Source organism: Asaia platycodi JCM 25414, from assembly GCF_000614545.1.
Classification (GTDB): domain Bacteria; phylum Pseudomonadota; class Alphaproteobacteria; order Acetobacterales; family Acetobacteraceae; genus Asaia; species Asaia platycodi.
This window is the reverse complement of the sequence record NZ_BAKW01000010.1, coordinates 1-12,869: the sequence shown is the minus strand read 5'-3', so window position 1 is coordinate 12,869 and position 12,869 is coordinate 1. Positions and strand designations below refer to the sequence as shown.

Below are 12,869 nucleotides of genomic sequence, written 5' to 3'. Positions count from 1 at the left end.
AAATTGGGAGTATTGAAGTGAAGCTCTTGAAATGCGGTATGGCGATTCTGATTGCCACCACGACCCTGACCACCATGCCTCGTTCGGCGCAGGCTGACGGTATCGAAAAGCCCAACGAATTCTTCTGGCCGACCCGCCTCAGCCTTGCCCCGCTGCGCCTGCACGCCGCCGAGTCCAACCCTTATGGTGCCGATTTCGACTACACGCATGATTTCCAGAAGCTGGACCTGAATGCGGTCAAGGCCGATATCCGCAAGACCCTCACCCAGTCGCAGCCCTGGTGGCCTGCCGATTACGGCACGTATGCGCCGTTCTTCGTGCGTATGGCCTGGCATGCGGCGGGTACCTATCGCGCCATGGATGGCCGCGGCGGTGAAGAAGGCGGCGAACAGCGTTTCGAGCAGCTGAACAGCTGGCCCGATAATGCAAGCCTGGATAAGGCCCGCCGTCTGCTCTGGCCGGTCAAGAAGAAATACGGTCGCGACCTTTCCTGGGGCGATCTGATGGTGCTGACCGGCAATGTTGCGCTTGAATCCATGGGCTTCAAGACCCTTGGCTTTGCCGGCGGTCGCGCCGATGACTGGGAAAGCGAACTGGTTTACTGGGGCCCCGGCACCCAGTTCATGAGCTCGAACGTCGATTCGCAGATCAAGAAGTCCAGCGTTGAGCCCGGCGGTCATCTGCCCAAGCCGCTCGCCTCGACCACCAAAGGCCTGATCTACGTCAATCCCGAAGGCCCCAATGGCGTGCCCGATCCGGCCGCTGCCGCCGATATGATCCGTCTCGCTTTTGGCCGCATGGCCATGAACGATGAAGAAACCGTGGCGCTGATCGCCGGTGGCCACACCTTCGGCAAGGCACATGGTGCGGCTTCCGCCACCAAATGCGTAGGGGACGCTCCTGCAGCCGCTCCTGTCGAGCAGCAGGGTCTGGGCTGGGCCAATCACTGCGTGAAGGGCAAGCTGAAGGCGACCGACGCCATTACCAGCGGGCTTGAAGGCGCCTGGTCGGCCGATCCGATCCACTTTACCTCGCAATATCTCGATAATCTGCTTGGCCATGAATGGGTCAAGACAAAGAGCCCTGCCGGTGCCATCCAGTGGATGCCCAAGGACGCCGAGAACATCGTGCCGGATGCCAGCGACCCGACCAAGGCGCATCCGCTCATGATGTTCACGACCGATATCGCGCTGCGCACCGATCCGTCCTATCGCGCCATCATCACGCGCTGGGCGGCTCATCCCGAGCAGTTTGCCGATGCATTCGCTCATGCCTGGTTCAAGCTGACCCACCGTGATATGGGGCCGAAATCGCGTTATTTCGGGTCTGAAGTCCCGGCAGCCGATTTCCTGTGGCAGGACCCGCTTCCCGCGGCGCAGGGCGCGATGATCAACCAGGCCGATATCCGTGAGCTGAAGAAGGCGATTGCGGCATCAGGCGTTTCAGAACGCGACCTGATCAAGACCGCCTGGGCCTCTGCCGCGTCTTTCCGCACCTCCGACCATCGCGGTGGGGCCAATGGTGCCCGTATCCGTCTGGCTCCCGAGAGCGACTGGGCGGTGAATGATCCGGCCGATCTGCAGACCGTTCTGCCGAAGCTCGAAGCCGTGCAGAAGCACTTCAACAGCGCCAATCATCATGGTCGCAAGGTCTCTCTGGCCGATGTGATCGTGCTGTCGGGCAATGTCGGTGTCGAGCAGGCGGCGAAGAAGGCCGGTGTCAGCCTTGATCTGCCTTTCGCACCGGGTCGTGTGGATGCCGGGCCGGAGCAGACCGACAAGCAGAGCTTTGCCCTGCTCGAACTCAGCGCCGATGCCTTCCGCAACTACTACCGTGCGGAGCAGGATGAGAAATCGCCTACCGAAATGCTGGTCGATCGTGCGGGTAATCTCGATCTGACAGTGCCGGAAATGACGGTTCTGCTGGGCGGGCTGCGTGTGCTCGACATCAACACGGCCCATTCCGGGCAGGGTGTTCTGACAACCCGTCCGGGCACGCTGAGCAACGACTTCTTCGTCAATCTGCTCGATATGTCCACGCGTTGGGAAAAATCGGCCTCTCAGCCGGGTGTCTATGACGGTTTCGACCGTGAGACCAACAAGCAGCGCTGGACGGCCTCCTCGGTCGATCTGATTTTCGGTGCAAGCGCCGAGCTGCGCGCCGTGGTTGAGGTCTATGCCTCGGATGATGCCAAGTCGAAATTCGTCAATGATTTCGCCAAGGCCTGGACCAAGGTCATGACGCTCGACCGTTTCGATCTGCACCGCAACTGAGCGTCTGAAAACGCAAGAACCCGTCAGTGCTGCGGCGCTGGCGGGTCGGGAGAATAACCCATGTCCAGAACGATACGCGCCCTGGCGCTCTGCGCCGCCATGATGCCCCTTGCTGCCCAGGCGGCAACGGTTGAGGTCAAGATGCTGTCTCACGCCGCCAATGGCGGCAGAGGCTTCGACCCGGCTATCGTGCATATCCATCCGGGTGACACAGTCCATTTCGTGGCCAGTGATCCGGGGCACAACGCCCAGTCCATACCCGGTATGATCCTGACGGCGCGACGCCTTTCGCGGGCCAGATGGGGCATGATGTGAGCGTCACTTTTTCGAAGCCGGGCCTCTATGGCTATAAATGCCTGCCGCATTATTTTCTCGGCATGGTCGGGCTCGTCGTGGTCGACAAGCCTGTGAACGAGACGGCAGCGAAGGGAGTGCCGCAGCCGGGCGCTGCAAAGCAGCGATTCGACCAGCTCTTTACCCAGCTCGATCATAGCTGAGGGCAGGGCGTCATGAAGCAGGACGATGCACGCTATACGGTCGTTGCTTCTCTGCTCCACTGGTTGATCGCCGCGCTTATCCTGATCCAGATCGCGATGGGTCTGGTCATGGATCATGTGACGCTCGATGATATGCTGGCATTCTCCCTTTTTCAGGCCCATCGCGCTCTCGGCATCGTGGCGCTCGTTCTGATTGGATTGCGTATTCTCTGGCGTCTGGGCCACAAACCGCCGTCTCTACCGGGCTCGGTGGCACCCACTGTCAGAACGTTCGCGGCATTGACCCATTTCCTGCTTTATGTCGGGCAGGTGGCTTCGCCCCTGAGCGGGTGGGCTCTGGCCTCGACATCGAGTCTGGCGCTGCCTTTGAGCCTGTTCGGCCTGTTCGACTGGCCACTTTTTCCTTTTCCTGCCGATGGTCGTTTCGAGGCGCCACTCCGTTCGGTGCATCACTGGGCGGGATGGCTACTGGCGGCCCTTGTGGTCAGTCATATCGCGGCGGCTACCTGGCATGGCCTGATCAGGAAGGATGGCGTTTTTACCCAGATACTGCCACGCTTCCCTTTCGGAGAACGCTTCTGAAGAAAACTGCGCCTCTACGGGGTGATTCCTCGGCGGGCGGTTTGCGCGATGATCCAGTCTCCCACGACTGAAAGAGCCTCCGGGTCGATATCCTCCTCGATACGAGCATATTCCGAAACGTCGCCTGTGTTGGCTTTCTGGAAGAGATGGTTCAGACCCGGAAGCACGCTGATCGTCGCCTGGCTGTTTCGGGCAAGCGCGGCTTTCAGAGCCGGCAGGGTCTGATCGGGCGGCACCTGCCGGTCTTTCGCACCGATAACAGCGAGAACCGGGCATGTGGTCTTCGCCAGGGCAGGCGCCGGATCGTAACGATCGTAAAACCGCATCCATGGCGATGTCAGGACTTTTAGTTGCGGAGGCGGGGCGGGGCTATCCGGATGCTGGCGCGCCCAGAATGCCTGAGCCGCCTGGTCCGCGTCGGCCTGTGACTGGTCGGGAGACAGCGTGTCCATGAGGCCGTTATAGGCGGTATCAGCGGCCGCGATCGCCGCGTCGGAGTTCCCCTGCTGCCTCGCGGCATGGTCTTGCTGAGCCAGAATGATCTGCCGTCCTCTGGTTGCCGGTCCAGCCAGCAGGACGATGAAGGCTACGTTCTGGTCTCTCTGTGCAATCATCGGAGCGATGATGCCGCCTTCGCTATGGCCCATGAGCCCGATCCTGTGCGGATCGATATCCTTCCGATGCTGCAGATAGGTCAGACCCGCTTCGGTATCGTGCGCGAAATCCTGCGTGGTCGCGGTGCTGACCGGCCCGGTCGAGCCGCCTTTCTGACGGTCATCGACACGCAGCACGGCAATGCCGCGACGGGTGAGTGTGTCTGCCCAGACGAGAAAAGGCTTATGGCCAAAAATCGTTTCGTCCCGGTCCTGCAACCCTGAGCCGGTGATGAGCAACACTGCGGGAAACGGTCCTTTGCCTGCGGGCAGGGTGAGGGTGCCGGTCAGATGAGCCGGACCTGCGGGATTATCGAACGCCACCTCGTCGCTCCGATAGGGGAAAGGCGGGTGGGGGATCTGCGGGCGGCTCATTATTGGTGGAGGGGCCGGGGCCGATTGTATCAGGGTGAGGGGCAGATAACTCGTACCCTGATACCATGTCCCTTCGAGGCTGTTGTCGTGCCCATTTACCTGAGCGATGTACCGGGCGCCGAGTGTTGGCAAAGTGAGCGTGAGGGTTTTGCCGTCGAGTGTCACGTCCTGAACGGCGAGGCCAAACGCGCCTTGCATCGGGCTGTCCAGCGAGGCGCTCCAGCCTGCCCTTTTTTCCTTCATATGCAGAACGAGCGGAAGCGTCGCGCCTTGCGGCAATAAGAGCGCGCCACGCCAGTCGCCCGAGAGCGTACGAGCGCAGGCCGGTGTCAGAGCCTGGCAGGCGAGAAAAGCCAGATAGGCGTAACGACGAAAAATCATGATCAAGCCCTTTCCGATCGATGCGCCGCCTACATTTCCCCACGCTCTGTCGTAAGGCTTTGCATAAAAAAGGCCCTTTTCCCGCAGGAAAAGGGCCTCGCTGCCTCAGGCATTGAAGAGTGCCGAGATGGCGGTCTGGGCATCCTTCTGGATCTGTTTCAGATGGGCTTCGCTGACGAAACTCTCGGCATAGATCTTGTAGACATCTTCCGTGCCCGAGGGGCGAGCGGCGAACCAGCCATTATCGGTCGTCACTTTCAGGCCGCCGATGGCGGCATCATTACCCGGCGCGCGCGTCAACGTTGCCGTGACGGGATCGCCCGCCAGATGCGTCATCGAAAGTTTTTCGGGGGTGAGTTTCGAGAGAATGGCCTTCTGTTCCGGGTTCGCTGCCGCATCGATGCGCTGATAGAACGGCGCGCCGAGTTCGGCAGTGAGTGCATGGTAATGCTCTGCCGGTGTCTTGCCGGTGACAGCGGTTATTTCTGCGGCCAGAAGGCCGAGAATGAGACCGTCCTTGTCAGTAGACCAGACGCTGCCATCACGACGCAGGAAGGAAGCTCCTGCGCTTTCCTCCCCACCGAAACCAAGGCTGCCGTCATAGAGGCCGTCGACGAACCATTTGAACCCGACCGGCACTTCCACCACATCGCGGCCGATCTTTTTGGCCACACGGTCGATCAAGGCCGAGCTGACCAGCGTCTTGCCGATCTTCGCGCTGGCGGCCCAGTCCTTGCGCTGGGTGAAGAGATACCAGATGGCAACAGCGAGATAGTGATTGGGGTTCATCAGCCCGTCAGGGCGCGAGACGATCCCATGGCGGTCAGCATCCGTATCCGTGGCAAAAGCGACGTCGAATTCCGACCCCATGCCGATCAGCCGTGCCATGGCATAGGGAGAGGAGCAATCCATACGGATCTGTCCGTCCCAGTCTGCCGTCATGAAGCCGAAAGCCGGGTCGAGCTCTTTACTGACGATCTTGGCCTTGAGGTTGTATTTCTTGATGATCGCAGGCCAGTAATCGAGGGCCGCGCCACCGAGTGGATCGATGCCGATACGGATGGTGCTGTTGCGAACGGCGTCCATATCGATCACCGCACCCAGATCGTCGACATAGGGCGTGATGAAATCATGGCCGCGCACGCAATCGGCTTGGCGGGCCTCCTCATAAGGCAGGCGATGCACGTCTTTCATCCCGGCAGAGAGAAAGGCATTGGCCTGATCCTGGATCACCTTCGTGATGTCAGTATCGGCCGGTCCACCATGGGGCGGGTTATATTTGAAGCCGCCATCGATCGGCGGATTATGCGACGGGGTGATGACCACGCCATCGGCCAGGTTTTCGGTGCGACCTTTATTATACGTCAGAATGGCATGAGAGACGACCGGCGTGGGGGTGAAGCGGTCGTGGCAATCAATGCGCACTTCCATCCCGTGTGCGGCAAAAACCTCGATGGCGGAGCGTTGCGCCGGGCCTGAGAGAGCGTGGGAATCGATGCCGATAAAGAGCGGGCCGTTAATGCCCTTGTCCTTGCGATAGCGGCAGATGGCCTCGCTGATGGCCAGAATATGATTTTCGTTGAAGCTGGTATGCAGCGACGACCCGCGATGACCCGATGTGCCGAACGACACGCGCTGCGTGGCGATGGCAGGGTCAGGCTTGCGATTGTAATAGGCCGAGATCAGGGCTGGGATATCGGCCAGATCGGCTGCGGGCAGCGTCTTTCCGGCGAGGGGGCTGACAGTCGTCATGAAATCGGATCCTTGATCGTGCGGACAAACCTTATGGCGTCAGGTGAAACCGCCTGACGGCTTGAAGTCAATGTGGCGTGTCTGGTTGCCTTCTCTTTTGAGAGGTCTCCGGTGGGTAAAAACCCATCATGTGACATTCGTCACGAATGGTTGATAATAACTTGATACAAAACCGTTTTGGTCTGGATGGCCCGGCGTGGCGTTATGCTCGGTGGCGCATGCCAATGACATAGTCACACAGGACGATATGATGGACCTGAAAATGCCCCTCGCCCGCAGAGGGTTTCTGACCACGGCGCTTGGGGGAATGGCCTGTGCCGCCATCCCGGCACGCGCAGCTTCCGAAGCCACGGCCAGCCCGCCGAGCGTCATCAGCCAGCCCGTCCGTCAATGGGGCAGCGCCGCTGGACCCGCCTATTTTCCCGATCCCGACGTGCTTGCGCTCGATCCGTCCTTCAACGCCCTGACCTATTTTGCAGCGCCCATCAAACGCATCTGGGACAAGGGCATCTGGAGCGAAGGCCCGGCCTGGAGCAGTGAAGGCCGCTATCTCGTATTCAGCGATGTCGTGCAGTCCAAGGCTTTGCGCTATATCTGGGAAACGGGCGAAGTCACCGAATTTCGTGCGGACAGCTATTCGGCCAATGGCAATTGCTTCGACTATCAGGGCCGTCTGATCACCTGCGAGGATTTCTTTCGTCGCGTCGTCCGGTTCGAGCATGATGGCAGCGTCACGGTCCTGGCCGATAAATTCGAAGGCAAGGGGCTCAATTCACCCAATGATGTAGTGATTCACCCGGATGGCAGCATCTGGTTCACCGATCCGGGCTATGGCACGAATATAACCGAGGGCCATGCTGACGAGCCGGGCGGCCCGACGAATCCTGATGGCAAGATCAAATGGAAGATCGGCCGCGAGCTGATCGGCGAGATCGGTGGCACGAAGCGTCAGCAGGACCATGTGTTTCGCCTCGCCCCTGACGGTACGCTCAAGGCGGTTCTGGCAGAAAAGGATATCACCTGCCCGAATGGTCTCGTCTTCTCGCCCGATTTCAAGAAGCTCTACATCGCTTCTACCCCGGCGGGACCAGGCCAGAAAAAAGGGGGCGATCAGGCGATCCATGTCTATGACGTGCAGGGTGACAGCCTGACGAACGGCCGCGTGTTTGCCGATATGCGCTTTCATGGGGCGCAGATGAATCCGGACGGATTCCGGGCCGATGTGTTCGGCAATCTGTGGTGCGGCGTGACGGGGCCTCTTGGCCTGTGCGGCGTGTTTGTGTTCAACCCGCTCGGTGTGCTGATCGGTCGCATTCGCTTGCCGCAGGGCTGCTCGAATCTGACTTTCGCCGGGCCCAAGCGCGATCACATCATCATGTGTGCCGGTAGCGCGTTGTTCATGCTCCAGGTTGGCGTACAGGGAGCTGCACCGTCCTGATAGTGATTTCGGATAAAAAACGATTTTGAAAGTCTGCGCGCGGAATTATTTTTCCGCGTGCAATTTCCCGGATTGGTCATGTGACCTTAGGGGGGGGCTATACAGGCTAAGTGTAGGGGAAACATGGTGTCGCTTTCTGCCGCTGAGCGAAGGGCCAGATTCTCCTGCTTCGTCTGGACGTCCGGGACGGTGAGAAACGTTTACTTTCACTCGGATGCGTGCTGGCTGTTCACTCTCATCTCGTCGATCAAGCGACCTTGTTGAGTTTCCTATAAACCGGATGAACAAAGACAGAGGCGAGGATTGATCCCTGCCCCGATAAGGGAACGGGTCCGGCGTTTCCCCGTTGGGAAGTGTCGGCAGTGACGGCCCGACCGGGCCTGCCATATTGGTGCCCCTATCCCGTGTTTGCAGGGGGCGACGTGTCTCCTCAAGGCTGCTACATCTTTCATCATGATCCGCTCTTCTACCGCCCTTTCTTCCGATGCATTCCCGTCCCTGTGGCTTGCCGCCGCGTCTGACGGGGGGGGCGCCGCCACGCGCGCCAATGGGTGGCCGGGGTGGCGGCCGACCGGGCCGAAGTGGGGTCACCTCGTGGGCCGCGCTTCAGGCGCTGGCGTCAGGGTCTTGCGATTGCAACGGGCATCGTGCTGGTCGGGGTCGCGGGATCCGGCCTTTTCGTCTGGCACCAATATGAGCGGATTGCCTCTGACCTGCCGAGTGTCGATACGCTCAAGACCTATCAACCGCCGACGGTCAGCCGGATTTATACGTCAGACGATCGCATCATGGCGGAGCTTGCCGCCGAGCGACGGATCTATGTACCGATCAACGCCATTCCCGAGCGGGTGAAAAACGCATTCATCGCCCCTGAAGATCAGAATTTCTATACCCATGCGGGGCTCGATCCGCTCGCCATCATCCGTGCCGAGCTGACCAATCTGACCCATCGCAGCAAGCGCGCTCTGGGGGCGTCGACCATCACCCAGCAGGTGGCGCGCAACATGCTGCTCAACAGCAACGCGCGCACGCTTGAACGCAAGGAGAAAGAGGCCCTGCTCGCCCTGCGGATTGAGCAGACGCTCAGCAAGGACAAGATTCTCGAGATATACCTCAATGGTATCTATCTCGGTAACGGCGCCTATGGTGTGGCTGCCGCAGCGCAGACCTATTTCAACAAGCCGCTCGACCAGCTGACCGATGCCGAAGCTGCGTTTCTGGGGGCGCTGCCGAAATCGCCCGCCAATTACAACCCCTATCGCCATCCTGAGCGCGCTATCGAACGACGCAACTGGGTGCTGGATCGTATGGCCGAAATCCACGCCATCACGCGGGAGGCCGCTGAGGCCGGGCAGAAAGAGCCGCTCATCCCGCATGACGCGGTGCGCTTCGGCCCGCTGCCCAATGCGGAGTGGTTCGGCAGCGAGGTGCGCCGGCAGCTGATTGATCGTTATGGTCCCGATCGCGCCATGCAGGGTGGTCTTGAGGTGCATACCAGCCTCGACCGCAAATTGCAGGACGCTGCGACACTCAGCCTGAGACAGGGCTCATGGAGTATGATCGTGGGCATAGTCGTTGGCGCGGACCGGTTACAAAGTTGCATGATGCAGGCGAGAGCTGGGCTGCTGCGCTCAAGAATGTCACGCCCCCGGCGGGAATGATCGACCAGTGGCGTCTCGCCGTTGTGCTCAACCCGGCACAGGGGCGTGTGGGCTGGCTCTCGCATGGTGAGACGCAGGAAGGGCAGGTTCTGCCCAAGGATCTCGGCTGGATGCGCAGTGGCGGTACTCTGGCCGTCGGTGACGTGATCATGATCGAACCCCAGGCCGATTCAGGGCGTGTTGCCGTGCGTCAGGTGCCGAAGGTCGAGGGCGCGCTTGTCAGCCTGGATGCGCGCACCGGACGCGTTCTGGCCATGGTGGGCGGATGGTCGTTCAAGGAGTCCCAGTTCAACCGAGCGACACAGGCGCTGCGTCAGCCGGGGTCATCGTTCAAGCCCTTCGTCTATCTCGATGCGATGGAGCAGGGCATTCCGCCTTCTGAGAAATTCGATGACGCACCGGTCTCCTACGGTGACTGGCATCCGAAAAACTACGAAGAGGATAACTGGGGGCCGACCACGCTGCATGACGCGCTGCGTGAAAGCCGCAACCTCGTCACCATTCGCCTTGCCGCTCATCTGGGCATGAAATCCGTGGCCGATATGGCCATCTCCATCGGCCTGGTCGATCAGATGCCGCATGTGTTGCCCGCAGCCCTAGGTGCGGTCGAGACAACGGTGCTGCGTGAGGCAGGAGCCTATGCCACCATCGCCAATGGCGGCAAGCTCGTCACACCGTCTCTGATCGATGCTGTCCTTGATCGCGATGGCAGCGTCCTCTGGAAGCCCGAAACTGTCGCCCTCGGCAAGACGATGCAGGCTCCGAACCAGACTGCCACGGTAGCACCCGCGATGCCGAGCGCGCCTGCGCCTGACGCTGGTGTGCCGCCCGCCACACCAGCGCTACCGGTGCAAGCGCCTGCCAGCCAGCCTGTGGCAGGCAGCGTGGAGGTGCCCCATTTGCAGGATAACCGACGCCAGGTTGCGAGCGCGGCCAGTGCCTATCAGATCACGGCGATGATGCAGGACGTCATCAGCCGCGGTACGGGCAGGATTGCAGGGCAGGGCATCACGCGCGAAATCGCAGGCAAGACAGGCACCAGCCAGGATTTCCGCGATGCCTGGTTTGCCGGATTTACCCCCGATATCGTCACGATTGTCTGGATCGGGTTCGATACCCCGCAATCACTGGGCAAGAGCGAGACGGGGGGACGAATCGCAGGTCCGATCTGGAACCGCTTCATGAAGGTCGCGATCGAGGGCCGGCCCGAACTCAAGTTCCGCGTGCCTGACGGCGTGACGCTGGCCCGTTACGATACGGGGCGTATCATGGCCGTTGACGGGTTCAAGGCCGACCAGGTGCCGGGCATGAGCATCGCGCTGCATGGCTTCGGCGCGGGCACCGAGGCGTTGACGGCCGCCGATACCGGGACCGATCTGTACGATACGGAGACCGATATGGCCGGAGCAGCCAGTCAGGCCGGTACAGGCGATCCCAATGGCGAGAATTCGGGCGCTCCGAAGAAACTTCAGGCCCCCAATGCTCAACCTCCGGGTGACATCGGCATGGGCGGGCTTTATTGAGGCACAAACCTTTTCTGGGAGCATGAACAATGTCGGCCGAAACCGAGGCCCTATCGGAGCAGATCAAGCAGTCGGTGGCACTGCTGAGGAGGCATCTTTGACTGGGATGCTGCACAGACACGACTCGCGGAACTCAATCACCGCGTAGAAGACCCCGATCTCTGGAACGATGCCGACGCTGCACAGAAGCTGATGCGCGAGCGCACGCTTCTGGCTACGCAGATCGAAGGTGTCGAGAAGATCGAGCGCGACACGGTCGATATGCTCGAACTGGTTGAGTTGGCTGAGGACGAGCAGGATCAGGACACCGTGGCCGAAGCGTGGCAACCCTGCGCAAGCTGGCCGAGCAGGCCAACGCTCGTCAGATCGAGAGCCTGCTATCGGGCGAGGCAGACAGCAATGACTGCTATATCGAGGTCAATGCAGGCGCTGGTGGCACCGAAGCTCAGGACTGGGCCGAAATGATGCTGCGCATGTACACCCGCTGGGCAGAGCAGCGTGGCTACAAGGTGACAGTCATGGAAACCAGCGAGGGCGAGCAGGCGGGCATCAAATCCGCTACGCTGCTGGTGACCGGTGCCAATGCCTATGGCTGGCTCAAGACCGAGGCCGGTGTGCATCGTCTGGTGCGCATTTCGCCCTTCGATGCGGCAGCGCGTCGCCAGACATCATTCGCATCGGTCTGGGTCTACCCGGTCGTCGACGATACGATCGAGATCGAGATCAACGACAGCGATCTGAAGGTCGACACCTTCCGAGCCTCCGGCGCGGGTGGTCAGCACGTCAACAAGACCGATTCGGCGATTCGCATCACGCATATCCCGACAGGAATCGTTGTGGCGTGTCAGACAGACCGTTCTCAGCATCGCAACCGTGCCACGGCCATGCAGATGCTGAAGGCGCGTATGTACGAGGCCGAGCTGCAAAAGCGTGAGGCCGCGGCAGCCCAGACCGAGGCGGCAAAGACCGAAATCGGTTGGGGACATCAGATTCGGTCGTATGTTCTGGCGCCGTATCAGTTGGTCAAAGATCTGCGAACGGGTGTGGAAACGGGCAATCCCGGCGCGGTGCTGGATGGCGCACTGGACAGTTTCATGTCTGCGGCGCTGGCCCAGCGCGTGGGCGCAACGCGTTCGGAGGCGAGCGCCACAGCGCAATGAGCAGGGCGCGGTTAGGGGGCTGAATCTCTTGCTGTGCAAGACTTTCGGCCCCTTTTTGCGCGTTTCACAAATATTACTCTTGCAGTGAATTAATGTTCCGTTTCACTGTGTCTCAAAGTGTCGTGTCGCTGGTATGCAAACCAACGCGATCGGGAAAACGGCATGAACGAAACGAAACTGACTTGACAGCAGTGCCTTACCTTTGCCCAATTTGCACGGGAGCCATGCGTCAGGAGCATGGTAAACATTTCGGGATGTGTCGGCCAAACTGACGCTTGACCGGAACGCAAATCGCATGAGGCGGTTGCGATAATTTCAAGTCGGTCCGCCCCTCTCGCGAGAGAGGTGTGGGGCACAGGACAGAGGGTTTGGAGTGACACAACCGATGAACTACGCCGAGCAGGAGCGACGCCCGACGAAGTACATCGTCGGCATCGCAATCGCCGTGCTCTTCCACGTCGTTGTGATCTACGCCTTGATGAACGGTCTGGGTTCGAAAATCGTCGAACAGTTCCATCCGCCGATCAAGACGAAGATCATCACGGAACCGAAGAAGCCGCCGCCGCCGCCGCCA

The 12,869-nt window shown here is 60.4% G+C and carries 7 protein-coding genes and 3 pseudogenes; 8 read left to right on the top strand and 2 right to left on the bottom strand.

Going from position 1 to position 12,869, the window contains the following annotated elements; genetic code table 11:
- The first annotated feature begins 38 nt into the window (after window positions 1-38).
- From katG to JCM25414_RS08890, 4 genes are read left to right on the top strand one after another with little or no spacing between them, the layout of a single operon-like run.
- Entirely contained in the window at window positions 39-2,273 is a 2,235-nt protein-coding gene (gene katG, locus JCM25414_RS08900; RefSeq protein WP_035443031.1) for a catalase/peroxidase HPI, read from the top strand.
- Between the two features lie 60 nt (window positions 2,274-2,333).
- Window positions 2,334-2,588 (top strand): cupredoxin domain-containing protein, encoded by a 255-nt coding sequence (locus tag JCM25414_RS24925; protein ID WP_242403466.1) that lies wholly within the window; start codon window positions 2,334-2,336, stop codon window positions 2,586-2,588.
- Window positions 2,585-2,770, top strand: coding sequence for a plastocyanin/azurin family copper-binding protein (locus JCM25414_RS24920; RefSeq protein ID WP_242403465.1), 186 nt, complete (start codon window positions 2,585-2,587; stop codon window positions 2,768-2,770). The genes JCM25414_RS24925 and JCM25414_RS24920 overlap by 4 nt, the downstream gene beginning before the upstream one ends.
- Before the next feature lie 12 nt (window positions 2,771-2,782).
- Window positions 2,783-3,352: a cytochrome b gene (locus JCM25414_RS08890; protein WP_025841415.1), complete on the top strand. Its 570-nt coding sequence runs from the start codon at window positions 2,783-2,785 to the stop codon at window positions 3,350-3,352.
- Window positions 3,353-3,366: 14 nt separating this feature from the next.
- On the opposite strand, the gene JCM25414_RS08885 is transcribed toward JCM25414_RS08890, so the two are convergent.
- Together JCM25414_RS08885 and pgm are read right to left on the bottom strand one after the other, a co-directional pair.
- The gene (locus JCM25414_RS08885; RefSeq protein WP_025841414.1) at window positions 3,367-4,761 is read right to left on the bottom strand and encodes an alpha/beta hydrolase family protein; all 1,395 of its coding nucleotides are present in this window, start codon (window positions 4,759-4,761) and stop codon (window positions 3,367-3,369) included.
- Window positions 4,762-4,866: 105 nt separating this feature from the next.
- A complete protein-coding gene (pgm, locus tag JCM25414_RS08880) occupies window positions 4,867-6,513 on the bottom strand; it encodes a phosphoglucomutase (alpha-D-glucose-1,6-bisphosphate-dependent) (RefSeq protein WP_025841413.1) in 1,647 nt (548 codons plus the stop codon).
- A gap of 307 nt (window positions 6,514-6,820) precedes the next feature.
- Between pgm and JCM25414_RS08875 the strand changes: the two genes are divergently transcribed.
- From JCM25414_RS08875 to JCM25414_RS18655, 4 genes and pseudogenes are all read left to right on the top strand, one after another.
- Window positions 6,821-7,951, top strand: a complete 1,131-nt coding sequence (locus JCM25414_RS08875) for an SMP-30/gluconolactonase/LRE family protein (protein WP_242403474.1) — start codon at window positions 6,821-6,823, stop codon at window positions 7,949-7,951.
- 551 nt (window positions 7,952-8,502) lie between these two features.
- Window positions 8,503-11,135 (top strand): annotated as a pseudogene (locus JCM25414_RS26010) (penicillin-binding protein 1A).
- A 93-nt stretch (window positions 11,136-11,228) separates the two neighbouring features.
- Window positions 11,229-12,295: pseudogene (prfB, locus tag JCM25414_RS18660) on the top strand (peptide chain release factor 2).
- Between the two features lie 385 nt (window positions 12,296-12,680).
- Window positions 12,681-12,869 (top strand): annotated as a pseudogene (locus JCM25414_RS18655) (energy transducer TonB); the annotation flags it as partial.

Coding starts and splice junctions, on each gene's coding strand:
- katG (WP_035443031.1), top strand. CDS start 39: ATGGCGATTCTGATTGCCACCACGACCCTGACCACCATGCCTCGTTCG.
- JCM25414_RS24925 (WP_242403466.1), top strand. CDS start 2,334: ATGTCCAGAACGATACGCGCCCTGGCGCTCTGCGCCGCCATGATGCCC.
- pgm (WP_025841413.1), bottom strand. CDS start 6,513: ATGACGACTGTCAGCCCCCTCGCCGGAAAGACGCTGCCCGCAGCCGAT.
- JCM25414_RS08885 (WP_025841414.1), bottom strand. CDS start 4,761: ATGATTTTTCGTCGTTACGCCTATCTGGCTTTTCTCGCCTGCCAGGCT.
- JCM25414_RS08890 (WP_025841415.1), top strand. CDS start 2,783: ATGAAGCAGGACGATGCACGCTATACGGTCGTTGCTTCTCTGCTCCAC.
- JCM25414_RS08875 (WP_242403474.1), top strand. CDS start 6,821: ATGGCCTGTGCCGCCATCCCGGCACGCGCAGCTTCCGAAGCCACGGCC.